The 17,043-nt window shown below is 53.3% G+C and carries 15 protein-coding genes; 7 read left to right on the plus strand and 8 right to left on the minus strand.

All coding sequences use genetic code 11. The features are described from left to right. Positions 1–45: 45 nt before the first annotated feature. Together HCZ99_RS03845 and ribA are read right to left on the minus strand one after the other, a co-directional pair. On the minus strand, positions 46–1,677 hold the full coding sequence (locus tag HCZ99_RS03845) for a hypothetical protein (protein WP_167445513.1): 1,632 nt from the start codon (positions 1,675–1,677) through the stop codon (positions 46–48). Positions 1,678–1,945: 268 nt separating this feature from the next. Beyond that, entirely contained in the window at positions 1,946–3,103 is a 1,158-nt protein-coding gene (gene ribA / locus HCZ99_RS03850) for a GTP cyclohydrolase II (protein ID WP_167445514.1), read from the minus strand. A 405-nt stretch (positions 3,104–3,508) separates the two neighbouring features. Between ribA and HCZ99_RS03855 the strand changes: the two genes are divergently transcribed. Further along, positions 3,509–4,198, plus strand: a complete 690-nt coding sequence (locus tag HCZ99_RS03855; protein WP_167445515.1) for a response regulator transcription factor — start codon at positions 3,509–3,511, stop codon at positions 4,196–4,198. A 232-nt stretch (positions 4,199–4,430) separates the two neighbouring features. On the opposite strand, the gene HCZ99_RS03860 is transcribed toward HCZ99_RS03855, so the two are convergent. Continuing rightward, the gene (locus HCZ99_RS03860) at positions 4,431–5,126 is read right to left on the minus strand and encodes a YggS family pyridoxal phosphate-dependent enzyme (protein WP_167445516.1); all 696 of its coding nucleotides are present in this window, start codon (positions 5,124–5,126) and stop codon (positions 4,431–4,433) included. 53 nt (positions 5,127–5,179) lie between these two features. Here HCZ99_RS03860 and HCZ99_RS03865 point away from each other — a divergent pair, with 53 nt between their 5' ends. Together HCZ99_RS03865 and HCZ99_RS03870 are read left to right on the plus strand one after the other, a co-directional pair. After that, complete coding sequence (locus HCZ99_RS03865; protein WP_167445517.1) at positions 5,180–5,812, plus strand: thiamine phosphate synthase; 633 nt, start codon at positions 5,180–5,182, stop codon at positions 5,810–5,812. A gap of 37 nt (positions 5,813–5,849) precedes the next feature. Continuing rightward, a complete protein-coding gene (locus HCZ99_RS03870; RefSeq protein ID WP_167445518.1) occupies positions 5,850–7,091 on the plus strand; it encodes a glycosyltransferase family 9 protein in 1,242 nt (413 codons plus the stop codon). Between the two features lie 141 nt (positions 7,092–7,232). On the opposite strand, the gene HCZ99_RS03875 is transcribed toward HCZ99_RS03870, so the two are convergent. After that, on the minus strand, positions 7,233–8,267 hold the full coding sequence (locus HCZ99_RS03875) for a porin (protein ID WP_167445519.1): 1,035 nt from the start codon (positions 8,265–8,267) through the stop codon (positions 7,233–7,235). Positions 8,268–8,907: 640 nt separating this feature from the next. Next, positions 8,908–10,035 (minus strand): porin, encoded by a 1,128-nt coding sequence (locus tag HCZ99_RS03880; RefSeq protein ID WP_254869418.1) that lies wholly within the window; start codon positions 10,033–10,035, stop codon positions 8,908–8,910. 160 nt (positions 10,036–10,195) lie between these two features. Here HCZ99_RS03880 and HCZ99_RS03885 point away from each other — a divergent pair, with 160 nt between their 5' ends. The 4 genes from HCZ99_RS03885 to holA are packed head-to-tail and all read left to right on the plus strand — an operon-like array spanning position 10,196 to position 13,045. Further along, positions 10,196–10,759 carry a DUF3576 domain-containing protein gene (locus HCZ99_RS03885; RefSeq protein WP_167445520.1) on the plus strand — a complete coding sequence of 188 codons (564 nt, stop codon included), beginning with the start codon at positions 10,196–10,198 and terminating at the stop codon, positions 10,757–10,759. Positions 10,760–10,763: 4 nt separating this feature from the next. Further along, positions 10,764–11,462, plus strand: coding sequence for a hypothetical protein (locus tag HCZ99_RS03890; protein ID WP_167445521.1), 699 nt, complete (start codon positions 10,764–10,766; stop codon positions 11,460–11,462). Further along, positions 11,459–11,968 carry an LPS assembly lipoprotein LptE gene (lptE, locus tag HCZ99_RS03895; protein WP_167445522.1) on the plus strand — a complete coding sequence of 170 codons (510 nt, stop codon included), beginning with the start codon at positions 11,459–11,461 and terminating at the stop codon, positions 11,966–11,968. The genes HCZ99_RS03890 and lptE overlap by 4 nt, the downstream gene beginning before the upstream one ends. 45 nt (positions 11,969–12,013) lie before the next feature. Further along, positions 12,014–13,045, plus strand: a complete 1,032-nt coding sequence (gene holA, locus HCZ99_RS03900; protein WP_167445523.1) for a DNA polymerase III subunit delta — start codon at positions 12,014–12,016, stop codon at positions 13,043–13,045. Between the two features lie 390 nt (positions 13,046–13,435). On the opposite strand, the gene HCZ99_RS03905 is transcribed toward holA, so the two are convergent. From HCZ99_RS03905 to rsmG, 3 genes are read right to left on the minus strand one after another with little or no spacing between them, the layout of a single operon-like run. Next, complete coding sequence (locus HCZ99_RS03905) at positions 13,436–14,806, minus strand: ParB/RepB/Spo0J family partition protein (RefSeq protein WP_167445524.1); 1,371 nt, start codon at positions 14,804–14,806, stop codon at positions 13,436–13,438. After that, the gene (locus tag HCZ99_RS03910) at positions 14,803–15,630 is read right to left on the minus strand and encodes a ParA family protein (protein WP_167445525.1); all 828 of its coding nucleotides are present in this window, start codon (positions 15,628–15,630) and stop codon (positions 14,803–14,805) included. The genes HCZ99_RS03905 and HCZ99_RS03910 overlap by 4 nt, the downstream gene beginning before the upstream one ends. Next, positions 15,627–16,349 (minus strand): 16S rRNA (guanine(527)-N(7))-methyltransferase RsmG, encoded by a 723-nt coding sequence (gene rsmG, locus HCZ99_RS03915; RefSeq protein ID WP_368484220.1) that lies wholly within the window; start codon positions 16,347–16,349, stop codon positions 15,627–15,629. Before rsmG ends, HCZ99_RS03910 begins: the two co-directional genes overlap by 4 nt. Positions 16,350–17,043: the final 694 nt, after the last annotated feature.

Below are 17,043 nucleotides of genomic sequence, written 5' to 3' on the forward strand. Positions count from 1 at the left end.
GACAGACGGGCTTTTTTTATCGCTCAATCGACTGACAAAATCAGATCAGATCGCGTTTCCAGGGGCTTGGCGGTCTTGCTGCATGGCTTGATATTTCTTCAGGCCATCCATCATCGTTTGGCTAAACCATGCCCCGACCGGTTGCTGGGCGCCGATATGGCTGGTCGCTTCTTCCATCAGGGGATGGACCGGCTCGGCAGCGGTCGTATTGGTGTCGCGTTGGGCGACGGTATTGGCGTTTTGCGCGTTATCCGTCTGGTCAAAATGACCGGAAACGCGGCCCTGATCGGCAATCGGGTTGCGCGGCGATGCCGATTCGGCGGCCATCGTGCGGGCTTGCTCCCCACCCAGCGCGGCATTAAATCGGGCGGCCATTTCCGCGGCGGATAACGGCGCATCACCATTTCTATAATCCGCTGACACCTGTGCGGTCGGGCTTGAGGATCGGCGATCGGTTGCGGCCATTGCCTCATTCCCAGCCGCATCAGTACCCGCTGCTTTCTCCGCATCAAGTTTGGCAGCATTCAATTTTGCAAAACGTGCTTCGTGGGCCACCAGTTCTGGCGACACGGCAAATTGATTGGTGCTGCGGCTAACCCGTCCACTATTTTGCGCGCGCGCCCAAACCGTATCGCCGCCGCCACTGTTAAATGATGCTTGCTGGATCGGTGACCGGTTGGTCTGTGATGACGATGTTGCAACCGCGCCGGTCAGGCGCGAAGCCGGGCTGTAGCTCCCGGCGGATGCCATCGCCACGGCCAATTCGGCTGGATCATTTTGAACGGCTGCAGCCATCTCGGCAATCGCACTCGTGCCGTTAGTGCTATTGGTGCGCGGCTGTGGTGATGCTGTTTGCGCCTGTGTCGCTTGGGCGACCTGTGTCGGCTGTTCGGTCTGCTGCGCCTGTCTCGCTTGCGCTGCTTGGGCGTCCTGCGCCACTTGTCCAGATTGTGCTGCCTGCGCCCAAGGGGGATTTAAATCGGATGCTGTGGGCGCGGTAAATGCAGATGCGCCATTTTGATCCTGTGCCGGATCAAGCGACGCCACATCGACCCCTGCGACCGGGGCGGCTTGAACAATAGTGGATTGTTCCTCGGCACTTGCCGTGACGCTGGCCGGTGTTGCCCCCTGCTGCCCCGCCATCCATGGCAGAACAAGGTCCCCCTGATAGGTCCCATCGGCGGCTGCACGGGCATTGGCCGCCATTGCATCGGGCGCAGCTCCTGCCGCCTGTGATGCGTCGGCAACCGCGGTCCCCCCCTCAACCGGGGCGCCATTAAAACTGTCATCCAAGAAGGCCATAACATGTTCGCCGGTATCTTCGCCGGTAACGGCGTCGACAACCGCATCGATTGCGGCACCTGCCAAACCAAACACACCGCCAAACAGACCGCCGCCAACAACCCGCGCGCCATTGCCGATTTCATCGCCCGTAAGCGAACGATACAGCATTCCGACACCGGGAATATGTTGCAGCGGATTAATCACGTCGAGCACATCGGAAAACTCAAACCCGTCCTTTCCGAACATATATTCGGAAAAGTCGCGCTCTTTTTGCGCGCCCTCAGCCGCCTGCGCACCTGACCCCGACTGTACGAATTTGTTTTTCGCACTTTCGCTGGTCTGGCCCGCAACACTGCCGGGCGAATTTTGCCGCCAATCTGCACCAATCGACATGTCTGTCCTCCTCTTGCGCCTTACATTGCAAAAGGAATGCCAAACTCACACGCTGATAAGTGATTGTTATATATGGAAATTATTCAAAACCCGCTGGCAGCATTTCTGCCTGTCGGAATCTTCTGCCGGGTATGATCCCGAATTTCGCAATGCGTGTTTAACGTGACGAAAATGATGGTTTCACGAGCACCGAAGCGCAGCGTACTAAAGTACGTGAGCATCGAAGCGCAGAGAAACCTTTATTTGCAGTCCGTTAAGCGCGCATTGATTAGAACAGATGACCGGCACGGTCCTTCTTGGTCTGAAGGTAAAATTCATTATGGCCATTGGACGGGAATGTGTGCGGCACCCGTTCGGCCACTGTCACGCCCCAACTTTCCAGGCCTTTAAGCTTTTCCGGATTGTTCGTCAGCAACCGGACCGATTCAAAGCCCATCTGGCGCAACATTTCAGCCGCCGGGCGATAAACGCGTTCATCCGCGTCAAAGCCAAGCTCCTCGTTGGCATCAAGGGTATCAAACCCGCGATCCTGCAACGCATAAGCACGCAGCTTGTTCACAAGTCCAATGCCCCGACCTTCTTGGCGCAGATACAGGATAATGCCGCCCTGCCCGCTTTTGGCGATTTCGGAAATGGCGCCGCGCAATTGCGGCCCGCAATCGCAGCGCAATGATCCGATCAAATCGCCGGTAAAGCATTCTGAATGCAGCCGGATCAGAACCGGCTGATCCTTGGCCGGTTCGTCAATCACGATGGCCAGATGTTCTTGCCCGCCATCTTCGGGGCGAAAGGCAATCACGGTCGCATTTTCCGCATCTTCAAGCGGTACACGTGCCTGGCTAACTTCCCGAAGCGTCGCAGCCGATGCATCTTCATATCCATTGATGCTATCAGATTGCAAAACCAACAAATTCTGCGCCCGCACAAGGTTTTCAAGCTGATCAGCCGTGATCGGCACGGTGACAACTGCTGGCAAAAGCCGCGCAAGTTTTGCCAGCCGAATGGCGGCACTTTCTGCCATGGTCACTGAACGCCAATCACCATCAGGCAATTGGTCAAGATCAAGCAGCGGATTGGCGATTTCGCCAAGGCGGGCCGCGTCAATATCGTCAACATTGCCACTGACAAAGGCGATAAACGCATCTTCCTTACATGCCACGCCCAAGGATTTTGCCCGCACACGCGGCAAAACAATTGCCGGGCTGTCATTTTGGGTACTGATCGCACACAACCGATCAAACCCGTTTTGTGACAGCGGTTCGGCGGCAATCACCGCAACACTATGGGCGACACCGTCCATATGTCCCTGCACCAGAACAATCTCGCCGCGGCGTAAATCCGCAACCGCACGCGATACTGTCACCAGATCGGTGGTCGGGATCGAAGGGCTGTCATTCTGGGCCTTGGCGGCGATGCTTTGGGTCATTGGTATCTTATCGTTAAGGGTCAGGGGCCATTACGTGATCACAACATCGCGATCTGGTGCTATGGGGGCTAGATAAGGACCCGAATTGATTAATATAACCGACATATCGATCCGGTTTGTGGTGACGTGCCGCGCAAAATCGCAGGAAGAGCGACATCTTTCAACATTTTGCGACACATACCCCATATAAATCGTATCGATGCGTCGGGTGTATTAATTAATCCGAGGCCGTCACAGGTCAATGGGCTAATCTGAAAACAGTTTGTTCTTGAAATAGCAGTATGCGACTTTCACTCTTGATATATGGCGGGCCTTGATCGGATATGCCACAAAAACAATGGCATTAAGCAGTGTGACATCGGATCAGAACGAAACACAGATCTGACAAGCAACAAGGGATGGTAAATGTCGACAGGTAAACAGGTTCTCGTGGTTGAAGACGATGCGGCACTCAGCCAGTCTTTGACCGAGCAGCTCCGACTGCACGAGGAATTCGACTGTCTCGTCGCCAAAAGCGGCAAGGACGCACTCGAAGCCGTCAAAGAAGCTTATTTCGACATGATTTTGCTTGATGTCGGCCTGCCCGATATGGATGGCCGCGATGTGTGTAAGCTGATGCGCCGCGAAGGTGTCAAATCCCCCATCATTATGCTGACCGGTGCAAACAGCGATTCTGACACGATCCTTGGCCTTGAATCTGGGGCCAACGATTACGTTACCAAGCCGTTTCGTCTCAACGTGCTTCTGGCCCGTATCCGTGCCCATATCCGTCAACATGAACAAAGCGAAGACGCCGTCTTTGTCATCGGCCCCTATAGCTTCCAACCCAGCGCAAAGATTTTGGTCGAAACCGCGACCGAAAAGAAAGTCCGCCTGACGGAAAAGGAAACGTCGATCCTTAAATTCCTATTCCGGGCCGGGGATAAGCCGGTGACGCGTGAAACGCTTCTGGATGAAGTTTGGGGCTATAACGCGGGTGTGACGACCCACACGCTTGAAACCCATGTCTATCGTCTGCGTCAGAAAATCGAAAAAGACCCGTCAAACGCGACCATTCTGGTGACCGAACCGGGCGGCTATAAGCTGATCCCCTAAGGGGCGGTCGCCTTCGCAATCAGACATAAAAAATCCCGCGATAAAAAAGCGGGATTTTTTTGTCACAAACAGTCTAGCTCACCGTCATAGATATCGGCGAAATTATCCACAGAAATGGGATTTCCATCATTTTCTGTAAAAATAGCGATAAACGCCGTTATTAAGCCACCATATGCATATTTATCTCGTGAAAAGCGGTTTTTCGGCGCTTGAAAATGGCCCAAATGACGAATTAATAGCCCCGGGACCCGAAAATAGCAGTGCCAATGCGCACATGTGTCGCGCCAAAGCGGATTGCGGCCTCGTAATCGCCACTCATTCCCATACTGCGGATTGCGATATTATGGCGATCGGCGATCTTGCCCAGCAATAAAAAATGCGGCGCGGGTTCTTCATCTACCGGGGGAATGCACATTAACCCGGTGATCGGCAAATTCAGCTCATCGCGGCACATGGTAATAAAATCATCGGCATCCGCGGGGGCTATGCCGGCCTTTTGCAGTTCTTCGCCGGTATTAATCTGAATGAATAAATCCGGGCAGCTTCCCGTCGCATCCCGATGCTTTGCCAAGGCGCGTGCCAGTTTCGGGCGGTCCACTGTCTCGATCACGTCAAACAGGCCGACCGCATCTTTGACCTTATTGGTTTGCAACGGCCCGATCAGATGCAATTGCACATCGGAAAACTCTGCACGCAATCCGGGCCATTTCCCGGCGGATTCCTGCACCCGGTTTTCGCCAAAAACCCGTCTTCCCTCGACCAATGCCTTGCGCACATGATCGGCTTCATGGTTTTTGGACACACAAACCAGCGTCACATCCTTTGGATCACGGTCAACCGCCGCACAGGCAGCATCGATATTGTCCTGAATCTCGCGCAGGTTCTGTGCAACGTCGCTATTGCCAGACGACAGATCATGATCGCTCATGGATGATGGGTCCTAATGGTTTGAAATGGGCTTATGGAGTGGGGATACTATCAATGGACGAGATCCTGTTAAAGCAGGCAGGCCAACTGAATTTACGCAATTGTCCTATTGGCGGACCATTTCCCCCGGTGATCCTTCTAACCGATGATGCACGCCTGCCCGATCCATTGGCCGCAATTGCGCAATTGCCGCGCAGAAGCATGGTGATCTTTCGCCATTACGATCATGCAAACCGCACGGCCTTGGCCGCCAAAGTATGTGCCGAATCGCGCCGTTTGGGGCATAAAACCCTGATCGCCAATGATTTGGCACTTGCACTTAAGCTCGGTGCGGATGGTGTTCACCTGCCCGAATACCGCATTTTGCAAACCCCATCGATCTTTGGCCAAATTCCGTCTGGATTAATCGTCACGTCGGCGTGTCACAGCATGACAACTTTACGCAAAATTTGCCTGCTACCGCGTGATTACCGGCCCGATGGCGTGCTTATTTCACCGGTTTTTCAGACCCAAAGCCATCCCGGTGCCGTCCACATGCCCTTTGAAAGGGTCCAACAGGTTGCGCATCTGGCGGCACAGAACGCGATCACCCCAATCGGACTTGGCGGCATTGATCGCAACACGATCAAAAAGCTGCGCGGTTCTGTTCTTGCGTCTGTCGCCGGGATCGGGTTTTCTGTCGGCTAATCATACACCCCGCCCGGTGGCCGGAGAATCGCCGAAAATGTCCGCAAAACTGCATCCTGCCCGCAAGAAATTTACCCGATTCGCATCCAAGGTGCCGTTTCAGTTCGGGCTTCCCAATGTCAGTCCCACATTGACGCAGGCCTCTGACGGCAGTCCGATCTATTTCACCCGGACAACCTCGCTTTTGCGTCGCCAGGTGCTTGCCAATGCACCGTCTGTCACCATCAAGTCAGATGCCTATCATCCCCGCGTTTTACCGCGCAGCGCCTGGGCCGAGGCTGATTTTCAAACGTCGCGTGTTTTGTTTCTGATTCCCGATGATGCCTTGGGCGATTGCGTTGGCATGGCGCTATTTTTCCGGGCCTTTGCGGAGAAATACCCAAAGGCAAAAATCGCTGTCCTTAACAGTGCCAGCGCATCAGACATTTTTGCCACCCTGCCCGATATCGAAATCTTTCAGCTGTTCATTTCATCCAAACAGCTGGCCCGATTTGATGTTCTAATTGATCTGAGCGAAATGGAAGGCTGGGACACGATCGCCAAAATGCCGGTCAATCCCGAAGAAGCCCTATCGAGCGCCTTTGGCGTAACACCAATTTCTCTGCCCTCACGCCAACCGGTCGTGAAACCGCAAATGAATATCGGCATTCTGCCCATGGCGTCATCACCTTTGCGCACGCTTCCCCCGGCTTTGGTGCGTGATATGGCGCAGAAGCTTGGAAATGCTGGGCATTCCGTCACCCTGATTTTAAATGCCTATCAGGGGGTCATGCGCACATACAAAGATAGCATCGCGGCTGAAAACCTGCCTAACGTTGCGGTCGTTGACGGCTTTCGCACCATTGGCGATTTGATCGGCTTTATGGAAAAACAGGATTATGTGGTGTTGGCCGACAGCGGCCCAGCCCATATCACCAAGCTGTTTCAAACACCGGGCTTGGGGATTTACACATCGGCATCCGCCACGGTTTTGCAGGGCCGACATCGCAATCTACGCAATTGGCAAAGCACCTATATGGGTGACTTTTGCCAAGCCCCTTGCGGACTCGCCAAACTACGTGCCACGGATGATGGCCAAATTGGCTGCATGGGCAGCCTCAAAGTTCCGTTTGAAAAGCTTGGCACCCTGCCGTCGACCAGCAACAAGGCAGTGGCCGAAAAACTCGTCGTCGAGTCGACCGTGCCCTGTGTCGCGCATTTGCGCAAAGATCAGGATGCCATTTTCCAGATTCTTGGCGAAGATCTGAAAACCCAATATGCGCCGTCGGCCATCAAGTGATCAAATGATTATTTGATCCCGTGAAAGCAATCTGATCGCTGCTGTCACGCGCTGTCTTTCATGTCCAAAAAGCATCCAGACAAAAAAAGAAGGAGGTAGCCAAAGCCACCTCCTTCCAATCTGCGATCTAATTCCGAAGAATTAGAAGTCCAGACGAAGACCGGTTACAACGCCGTAACCGTCGTTGTCGCCTTCGATACCGCTGGTAGCAGCATTGTTGTTGCTGTCAGCATCCTGGTCGAACCAGTACAGGGAAGACTTCCAGGTTACGCCGGCACCGAGGGTGTAAGCCATACCGAGATCAACGGTGCTGATGTCGCCGCTGTTATCAACATCTTCGTAGCCGTAGCTCAAAGAAACGATCGCTGCGTCCATTGCGTAGGAAACGCCGAGGTCAAACGCATCGAGTTCCTGACCGGTTGAGTTCAGGCCGTAATCGTCTTCGGTGTGACCGTAAGAACCACCAACGGTGAAGTTACCAAAGCCAACGGTCGAACCGAAACCAGCCCAGTAACCTTCGCCCGAATGTTCACCGCTTGCGGAAAGACCAAGTGCAACGCCGTTGTTGAAATCGTGGTCAAAAGCAAGGGCACCAGAAACGATGCTGTCGCCAGAACCGTCTTTGTTGTTGTAACCGTTTGCACCGTTACGGTTGCTGTCGTCGGCGTAAGAAGCACCGGCACGGAAACCACCGAAGGACGGGGTGTAGTAGGTGACGCGGTTCTGGTCGCCGCTCGAACGAACGGTGTCGATAAGGTATGCATCAACCCAGTTCGACAGATCGCCATCGTTGACGCCTACTGGGCCAACAGCCGGAGCCGTCAAAGCCATTGCGTCAGCTGCACTGTCGTTTTTGCCCATTTCGACGCGACCGAAGCCACCGTTTACGAACAGGAACTGCTCATCGATCTGGTCGCCAGAGGTTTCGCCTTCGAGCTCGATGTGCGCACCAACCTGGATACCGTTGTCGAGGGTGGTTTCACCATCGAAGTAAACTTCGGTGTCAGACTGGAAAGCATTGTTACGGCCATCGGTGCCTTCGTTGTCGGCATCAGCGAAGCCAGCCCACTGTTCCATGTAACCACCCAGCTGCAGCTGGATTTTGTCGGAAGCCTGTGCCGAACCGGCAAATGCGACAGCGGCGATGGCGCTGGAAGCAAAGAGAATCTTTTTCATCGGAACCCTCGATATAAAATAAGTTTGAGACAAAGGACGTTAACCAATTGGCCCCTCGCTCGTTCGAGGCCATAAAGCCAATTATCTGACCCTGGGTCAACATCAATAAATGACCGAAGTTTATTTATTTGTCGCACTGTTGCATTTTAGGCACACACATCTGTCACTGGCGGTATTTCTATTAAGCAGCCGTTATATTAGAAAGCTTTACGGAACCGCTAGAGTGGCAGAATCACGGTGTATTTTGACATAAATATATAAAGGTCAGCATCAGGGAATCCTAATGTCGGATTTAGGCCCGAACCAACAGAACGCATAAATTTTGCAACACTCATTAGATATAAGGTGAATGCAAATTTTGTAACTGAAAGCGCTTTAAACCACTCTTCCGCGACAACCAAGCACCGAGGTTGGCGTGCTCCCCGTGAAACGATTTGGCCCCGGCAGCTCCCACAGGGCGATAAGGAAGGGCTGCTACAGGATAATATAATGGTCGCCCTATTAGGACTCTGAAGAGGCTACGTTGAAGCTCTTCTGGTTTTTTAGACCTGGCTCAAATCAGCAAACTTTTGTCACCAAACAAAAAAGAAGGGGGTGGAAAAATCCACCCCCTTCAACTCTTCATCCAATCCAGTAAGGATTAGAAGTTAAGAGCAAGACCGGTAACAGCGCCGTAACCGTCGTTGTCGTTGTTCGCGCCATTGGTGTCTTCGTCAAACCAGAAGACAGAAGACTGCCAAGAAACGCCTGCACCGAGGGTATAAGCCATACCAACGGAAAGACCCTGGTTCTGGATGTCGTCTGCGTTGTCATCCTGGTAAGCGTAGCTCACACCAACCGAAGCAGCGTCCATTGCATAGGTAAGACCGAGGTCAAATGCGTTAGTGTCGCTGGTAGCGTCCGGGTCAACATGGCCGTAAGAACCACCAACGGTGAAGTTGCCAAAGCCAACATTTACACCAGCGCCATACCATTCGTCGTTACCTTGGCTTTCACCTTCAAGAGAAAGACCGAGCGAGAAACCGTCGAAGTCATGGTCGTATGCAACAGCAGCAGAAAGAACGCTATCACCATTACCTGAGGTGTCGCTGCTCAAACCGCCAACAACTTGTTGACCTTGTGCATTGGTGGTAACGACTTTGTCGAACGAACCGTTGGTGTTGCTGTCGTCAGCGACAGAGAAACCAGCCTGGAAGCCACCCATGTTCGGGGTGAACCAAGTTACGCGGTTCTGGTCACCAGAAGAAGGAACGGTGTCGATAACGTTGGTCAGGTTGACCCAATCTTCGGTCCCGCCATCGCTCGGGTTTACTGGACCAACGGTCGGAGCGGTTACGCCCATCGAGTCAGCTGCGCTGTCGTTTTTGCCCATTTCGATACGACCAAAGCCGCCGCTTACGTAAAGGAACTGCTCATCAACCTGGTCGGTTGAGGTTTCACCTTCAAGTTCGATATGCGCACCAACCTGGATGCCGTTATCAAGGATGGTTTCACCGTCGAAGTAAACTTCGGTGTCAGACTGGAACGCATTGTTACGACCGTCAGAACCCGGGCGATCTTCGTCAGAAAAACCAACCCACTGTTCCATGTAACCGCCAAGCGACAGTTTGATTGGCTCAGAAGCAGAAGCCTGGCCAGCGAAAGCAACAGCGGCGATCGCGCTGGAAGCAAACAGAATCTTTTTCATCTTTTCCCTCAACGTCTTTGCAAGCGTTTTTACGCTACAAAAATTATTTGGACAGCTTGTGCCGCCCGGTTCGAGAGGCATGGAGCCATCATTTACCGTCCCCGTCAAGCAACACTGTGTCGAAAATGATACATTCCCATCACACTGTTGCAAAAAAAACACACGGGTTTTCTTTGATCACAACGCCAATCCGCCCTATATTCGCAGAAATTTCGCTTCACAATGTTCTTAAAGGCCGGAAATGTTGACCTTTTCTTTGTCAAAGTCAGTGCTGCTTGGAGCTGGATTTGCTCTGCTGCTCGCAGGATGTTCCTCAAGCAGCGTCGATTATGATTCATTTCCTGGATCCGCCAGTACGGATGAGCGGGTCAATGGACGCAAGATGACGCGCGCTGACCAAAAAGCCCGAGGGACTATTTTTGGTGACGGCATCGGTATCTTTGGTGATGACAGCTCGAAGAAAGAAACCGGTTCTGGAATCGGCGTGAACAGTTTTCTCTGGCGTGCAACGCTTGATACTCTGTCCTTCATGCCGCTTAATTCTGCCGACCCATTTGGTGGTGTGATCATTACCGATTGGTACAGCCCGACAGAAACACCGAATGAACGCTTTAAATTGACGGCGTACATTCTGGGAACCGCGCTTCGCTCCGATGCAATCAAGGTTGCGATTTTCCGTCAGGTCAATGTCGGCCCGAACCAATGGCAGGATGCTGTTGTTGAAAAGGGAACCGTAACCTCAATGGAGGACGCTATTCTGACCCGTGCGCGCCAATTGCGAATCGATAGTGCAAACGCTGAATAAGTTGATGGCCAAGGCTGTCTATATCTCGCCGGAATACAACCCCCATTCGCTAAAACGCGATTGGGGGTTCTTCGTAGAAACCAAACGGCCCGACATCTTTGGCGCTATGTCGAGCACTTCATTCGCAACGCTGCGCCAAACTCTGGTTCGTAGTCTGAGAGAAATCGCATTAGCAGGTCATGTCATCTCCACAAACAAAGAAGGTGACAGCAAGCCTAAACCGTCTTCACCGGCGAAGGTCACCATCGATATTCCCGAGGCGACTGCCAACGCGCTATATAATGAAGTAGGTCTTGATGTTTTAACGTTGGCCCTTCTCGCCGACGTCCCTGTGCACCGGCCTCTTCACATAAGTCATAATAGTTTAATTGGTCACTGGCGTTGGCTGCGCTTGGTCTGGCGGACATTGGTGCAAACCAAAACAAGGCCAGCAGCCATCCACCCCATAGAAGAGTTTCCACCAGACCAAATACTCCGTGATGCCCTTCTGGAAAACCGAAATAACGTTGCCATCGCGCAACTTCGGCAAATGTTTCACGATCTTCTTGAAGGCGCCTGTGAGCGGGATCCGGAACAGATTGAGAGCGACAAATTGTATTCTTTCCTTGCCAACCTGACGCTGTTTTGCCCTTTTATCGGCAGTGAACTATCGTATCAGTACGGACTGGTTGAAGCTCCTTGGACAAAAGGCTCTCTTAAATGAAATTGCGTGTTCCTTTTATTGTCATTGCGTTGGTCGCCCTAACCGCACTTAGCGCATGCGGTTTCCGCCCGCTCTATGCCGAAGATCGAAGTGGTCAGAGCACTGCGGCAGATATGTCACAGGTGGAAGTCAGCCTAATTAATGACCGAGTCGGCCAAATCACACGCAACCTTTTGATCGAGACGCTCACACCGCGCGGGCAACCTTCAAACCCGGCCTACACGCTCAATGTTGAATTAACCGAAACCACGAGCGAGCAGGGCTTTACCAAAGACAACGAAGCAACAATTGCAGACTACTTGCTGTCTGCAAATTACAAACTTACCCGTCGATCCGACTCCAAGATCCTACGTGATGGCAAAGTCCGTGCTCGCACCAGTTACAACATCGTCGATTCCGACTTTGCCAGCCTCGAAGCCGAGAAGGCAGCCCGTCGTGACGCTGCCCGCACGTTGGCGCAACAGCTCGCCAATCAGGTCGCCGTTGGCCTGCGCGCCAATCCCTAAGATTTTCTTAGGCCCTTAAGTCTATTTAAGAAAGACGCCAGCTTCATGAAACTCAAGGCAGCTCAGGTCGAGAACTTCCTTCGCGCACCCGATGCCAAGGCGCAGCTCATCCTCATTTACGGCGAGGACGAAGGACTGGTGCGTGAGCGCGCGGTGAAGCTTGCCAAAACCGTTGTCGAAGACCTCAAAGATCCGTTCCGCGTGATCGAGATGGGCGCTGCCCAGCTTAAAGAAGACAGCAGCCGCCTGCGCGATGAAGCCGCCGCCATCAGCTTTGGCGGCGGGCGCCGCGTCATCCGCCTGCGTGATATTGGCGATGCGCAGGCCCCGGTGATTGCCGATTTTCTGAGTTCTCCGGCCGGTGATGCCCTGATCGTAATCGAAGCCGGCAGCTTGCCGTCCCGCTCCAAGCTGCGTCAAGCCGTCGAAAAGGCTGGCAATGGCATGGCCCTGCCCTGTTATGCCGATAGTGGCCGCGACCTCGAAGGATTGATCCAATCGGTCATGGAAGAGCACAAATTGCGGATTGACCGTGATGCGACTCGCTATTTGGTCGCCAATCTTGGGTCGGACCGCATGATATCGCGCAGCGAACTGGAAAAGCTTGCCCTGTATGCGCTCAGGGACGGTCAGGTCACATTGGCCGATGCCATGGCCTGTGTCGGCGACAGCTCTGCACGCCACTATGACGACGTCATTCAAGCCGTTTCACAGGGGAATGTCGCCAATCTTGACGCCGCCCTGACCCGACTGACCGAAGAAGGCCTAAACCCCGTCGGGGCGCTGCGTATGATGCTGGGCTACTTCCAAAAACTGCACCTGGTCAAAGGCCAAGTTGCCCAAGGGGCAAATGCAGAACAAGCGATGAAATCCCTTCGACCGCCGCTGTTCTTTAAGGCTGCCGATCAGTTTCGCGCCAATCTGAACAACTGGGCAGTCAATAACCTGCAGCGCAGCTTGCAAATCCTGCTCGAGGCTGAAAAAGACTGCAAAAGCGGTATCGCCGTGCCCGAAACCATCGCCCATCGGGCCATGATTAAGATCGCGGTCGCCCGCCAGAAACAAGCCCGCCGTTAAATCGCTCGTCTCCCCGCTAAAACCTTTAAATGCTGCATTGCAACATGGCGGCACTCCATGCGACAAACGGCGTCTGAATTTGATTGCCCACCACCGGCATCACATTCGCTCAAACCAGAAGATACCCGACTCCTTAGTTTTCGGCCAAAACCTTGGCATCTCTCGGTTAAACATGCCCATGCGAACCTGCGGTAGGTAAACCAGCGTCTCTGCCGGTACAGAGCCCCTTTATCCCGTAGACGTACGCGCGAAAAACAAAGGGGCTACACGAATGTGCAGCCCCTTGTTTCATATCTTCGTGGAATGATCCGGACAGACCACAACGGCTCTAACGGAAAAGGCCAGACAAATGAAGTCGCCTGAAAATTCGACTTTCCCGCCGATTCGCCCCTACACGTCCGCGTCCGATGAAGCAGCTTGGGCCGCCGCTGCCCTACGCTCCGCATCCTTTTCGGCCTTAAGCTTTTCCATCTTTTTAATATTTTCGCGGCTGAAGTTATAGTCGGGCTCTTTTTCCTTTGGCGCAGGCTCAACAATTTCGTTAAGCACCTCGTCATCGACTTGGTCCTGCTCGATCGGCGTGTCACCTTCCAGATCTTCCATCATCAGGTCGTCATTGTCAGACGCCGAGGACGTGTTTGCCTCGCCCTCCTCATCGCCCGACTCCGCACTAAAGGCACTCGCGGCAATTGCTTCAAGGTCCTCGGTAACGCCGTCGGAACCGTCGTCAGCTGCATCTTCTTCGATAAACATCGAGTCGAATTCGTTTTCGTCCTCGCCTGGCGTAACCTCGTTGGATGCAACCTCGTCGGTATTACCCCCACCAAGGTCGCTGGCTTTCCCGTGGGTCAGACGCTGTAAAATATCGTCAAGCTGCTCTAGGGTTTCATACCGGATAGAAATTTTACCGGCCGCCCCGTCAAAATCGATATTGACCGATAACCCCAACATATTGGTGAGGTCGCGCTCTAAAGCTACTGTATCTGGGTCTTTGTTCAACGATGTGCCGCCAGACGCCTTTTTCGGGCGGGCTGTTTTTCCGCCATCTGTCTTCACCAGTTTTTCGGTCTGGCGGACATTCAAGCCCTTTTTGACAATCTGGGTGGCCAGTTCAACTGCGTTATCAGCACCGAGCAACGCACGCGCATGACCAGCACTTAAGACCTTGTCTGACAGCATCTGTTTGATCGGTGCGGCAAGGCCCAGCAACCGCAAGCTATTGGCAATGTGGCTACGGCTTTTACCCAGCGCCTGCCCCAAGGCTTCCTGCGTATGCGAAAACTCGCTCATCAAGCGGTTATAGCCTTCCGCCTCTTCAAGCGGTGAAAGATCCTGACGTTGCAGGTTTTCAATAAGGGCAATTTCCGCAGTTTCGCGATCATCAAATTCGCGGACCAACACCGGCACTTCGTGCAGCTGTGCCCGCTGTGCCGCGCGCCAGCGCCGCTCACCGGCGATGATTTCATAGGTGGTTTCGCCGGTCGACGATGCGCGCACCAAAATCGGCTGAATAATGCCTTTCTCGCGGATTGAGGCCGCAAGATCATCGATCGCTTCGTCGTCAAAATTAACGCGCGGCTGGAACGGTGACGGCTTCAGATCGGTGATCGCAATAAGCTGCGTCGTGCCACCAGGCCCCGGATGAGCCGGTGTTGCCGTATCATCGGCCGCAACCGCAACGGCTGCGCCAACATCTTCGTCTTCATCACCCAAAAGGGCCGATAGTCCGCGTCCCAATCCGCGTTTTTTTGCTTCGCTCATGCTTTCACCCCTTCGCGTTTCAAGACTTCGCTGGCGAGATTAAGATAAGCCCGTGAACCGGGGCATTTCATGTCATAGACCAAAACGGGCGTCCCGTGACTTGGTGCTTCCGACACCCGCACATTGCGCGGAATAACCGTGCGATAGACAACATCGCCAAAATAATCACGCACATCGTTGGCAACTTGTGCTGACAGGTTGTTACGCTTGTCATACATCGTCAAAACGATGCCCTGAATTTCAAGCTGCGGGTTAAAGGCCTTTTTGACCCGCTTGATGGTGCGGACCAGATGACTGATCCCTTCGAGCGCAAAGAACTCGCATTGCAACGGCACCAACACCGCATCCGATGCCACCAAGGCATTAAGGGTCAAAAGCCCCAAAGATGGCGGGCAATCGATCAAGACATAATCAACGTCATGCGGCAATTTGCCCAAGGATTCTTTAAGCTGCGTTTCGCGCTGCTCGAAATCCACCAGCTCAATCTCTGCCCCCGAAAGATCCATACCCGATGGCACAATCGTCAAACGCGGGATCGATGTTTCAATCCGGGCTTCTTCCAGACTGTTGCCATTGATCAACACGTCATAGGAGCTGATCTGACGATCTGACGGACGCAAACCAAGGCCGGTACTGGCGTTGCCCTGCGGATCCAAGTCAACAATCAAAACCCGCTGATTGACCGCGGCCAAGGCAGTTGCCAAATTGATGGTCGTGGTGGTTTTGCCAACCCCGCCCTTCTGATTGGCAACAGAAATAATGCGTGGGCGATGCCCCGGCCCTTGCGATTTGGTCGAAAGCGGCAAGTCAATTACATCCGTCACCGGCTCACTCCTTTTAAGATCATCACCACACCGTCCGGGTCGACCAGACTGGCATGCGTGGTTACATCAAATGACCAACCAGCCGCACGTGCATCAGCCAGTTCATCCTCAAAGGCACGTCCTTTTAGCAACACATAATGGCCGCCAGCTTTCAGATGTCTTTGGCCAAATTCCAAAAGCTTCGGCAAGGGCGCAAACGCCCGGGCCGTAATCACATCCGCCTCAGATGGGCTGGCCGCCTCAATCCGTTCGCGGGCAATTTTGGTTTGCGCCAAAACACCGCAAACCCGGGCGGCTTCCATCAAAAAGACGGTTTTCTTGGTGTTGGACTCCATCATCGTGACATTGCCAGCCCCCAAAATGGCCAGAACAATGCCCGGGAAACCCGCGCCAGAGCCAAAATCAACGATCTTTCCGCTGGCAGCCACATCCTCAAGATGCGGCCAAAGCTGTGCAGAATCCTGTAAATGACGCGCCCAAACGTCTTCCGCTGTGCTGGCGCCAACGATATTAATCCGTGGCTGCCACTTCACAACGAGGTCTGCATACTGGTTTAAACGGTCCAATGTTTCACGTGAAACACTCAAATCGCGTTCAAACCATGTTTTTACGGGCTCGGAAATTGATTGCATAATCGATTTATACGCCGCGTTTTCAAAACACGCCAGCATTGACTTCATATCAAGGCGAATTTTTATGATGATATCGAATAAAAACACGCCATTTCCACGCCAATGTTTCACGTGAAACATTCAAAACGACGTTTTGATCAAAATCTCTCGACCTTCGTTAGGCGCGCAAAACCGAACACTAACCATTTGCCTTGCCCCTACCCCATACCTTGCAAATAGCACGACAGAACCTTGCCGGAGAAATCGGCAACAACCATCAAAGATCAAATTCACAGACACGGCCTTAGAGATGCTGAAGGCCGAGCTCCCAACCCGACCGCTAACGCAATGCGCGCGATATCCAGAATGTTCACGATGCTGGGGCGGTGACATTTGCGCCCTTTACGAAAGCGAAAGAGCCGTCTAAACCATCCTGCGTGCCCCTACCGTAAGAACGTCCTGCCGGTGCAAAATTGATCTCGCGGACCAAGTCCCGTTCGCTACGCCATAACGCCCTCAACAAACCCCAACGCAGGTTCAAAGGTGCGAACCTCTCCATTTGAGGCGTTAGGCCTTTTATGAGTCTCTTATCAGTGAAAATGGCAACAATGGTTGGATGGTCTAGGTGATCATCGCCAGAATGAAATATGTACGATAGGCAGCGTATTATCGCGCGCGGCCAGCGATCATCACTCCCCTCGCTTCTTCATTGAGACTGTCGGGATTTGCTGGGGCGGCAAAAGCATAAGCATCACTGCCACAGTTCGAGGTCACGATCCGATTGCCCCGGTTTGAGGTCAGA

It is taken from the genome of Thalassospira lucentensis (assembly GCF_011806425.1).
Lineage (GTDB): Bacteria > Pseudomonadota > Alphaproteobacteria > Rhodospirillales > Thalassospiraceae > Thalassospira > Thalassospira lucentensis_B.

Coding starts and splice junctions, on each gene's coding strand:
- HCZ99_RS03845 (WP_167445513.1), bottom strand. CDS start 1,677: ATGTCGATTGGTGCAGATTGGCGGCAAAATTCGCCCGGCAGTGTTGCG.
- ribA (WP_167445514.1), bottom strand. CDS start 3,103: ATGACCCAAAGCATCGCCGCCAAGGCCCAGAATGACAGCCCTTCGATC.
- HCZ99_RS03855 (WP_167445515.1), top strand. CDS start 3,509: ATGTCGACAGGTAAACAGGTTCTCGTGGTTGAAGACGATGCGGCACTC.
- HCZ99_RS03860 (WP_167445516.1), bottom strand. CDS start 5,126: ATGAGCGATCATGATCTGTCGTCTGGCAATAGCGACGTTGCACAGAAC.
- HCZ99_RS03865 (WP_167445517.1), top strand. CDS start 5,180: ATGGACGAGATCCTGTTAAAGCAGGCAGGCCAACTGAATTTACGCAAT.
- HCZ99_RS03870 (WP_167445518.1), top strand. CDS start 5,850: ATGTCCGCAAAACTGCATCCTGCCCGCAAGAAATTTACCCGATTCGCA.
- HCZ99_RS03875 (WP_167445519.1), bottom strand. CDS start 8,267: ATGAAAAAGATTCTCTTTGCTTCCAGCGCCATCGCCGCTGTCGCATTT.
- HCZ99_RS03880 (WP_254869418.1), bottom strand. CDS start 10,035: ATGCCTCTCGAACCGGGCGGCACAAGCTGTCCAAATAATTTTTGTAGC.
- HCZ99_RS03885 (WP_167445520.1), top strand. CDS start 10,196: ATGTTGACCTTTTCTTTGTCAAAGTCAGTGCTGCTTGGAGCTGGATTT.
- HCZ99_RS03890 (WP_167445521.1), top strand. CDS start 10,764: ATGGCCAAGGCTGTCTATATCTCGCCGGAATACAACCCCCATTCGCTA.
- lptE (WP_167445522.1), top strand. CDS start 11,459: ATGAAATTGCGTGTTCCTTTTATTGTCATTGCGTTGGTCGCCCTAACC.
- holA (WP_167445523.1), top strand. CDS start 12,014: ATGAAACTCAAGGCAGCTCAGGTCGAGAACTTCCTTCGCGCACCCGAT.
- HCZ99_RS03905 (WP_167445524.1), bottom strand. CDS start 14,806: ATGAGCGAAGCAAAAAAACGCGGATTGGGACGCGGACTATCGGCCCTT.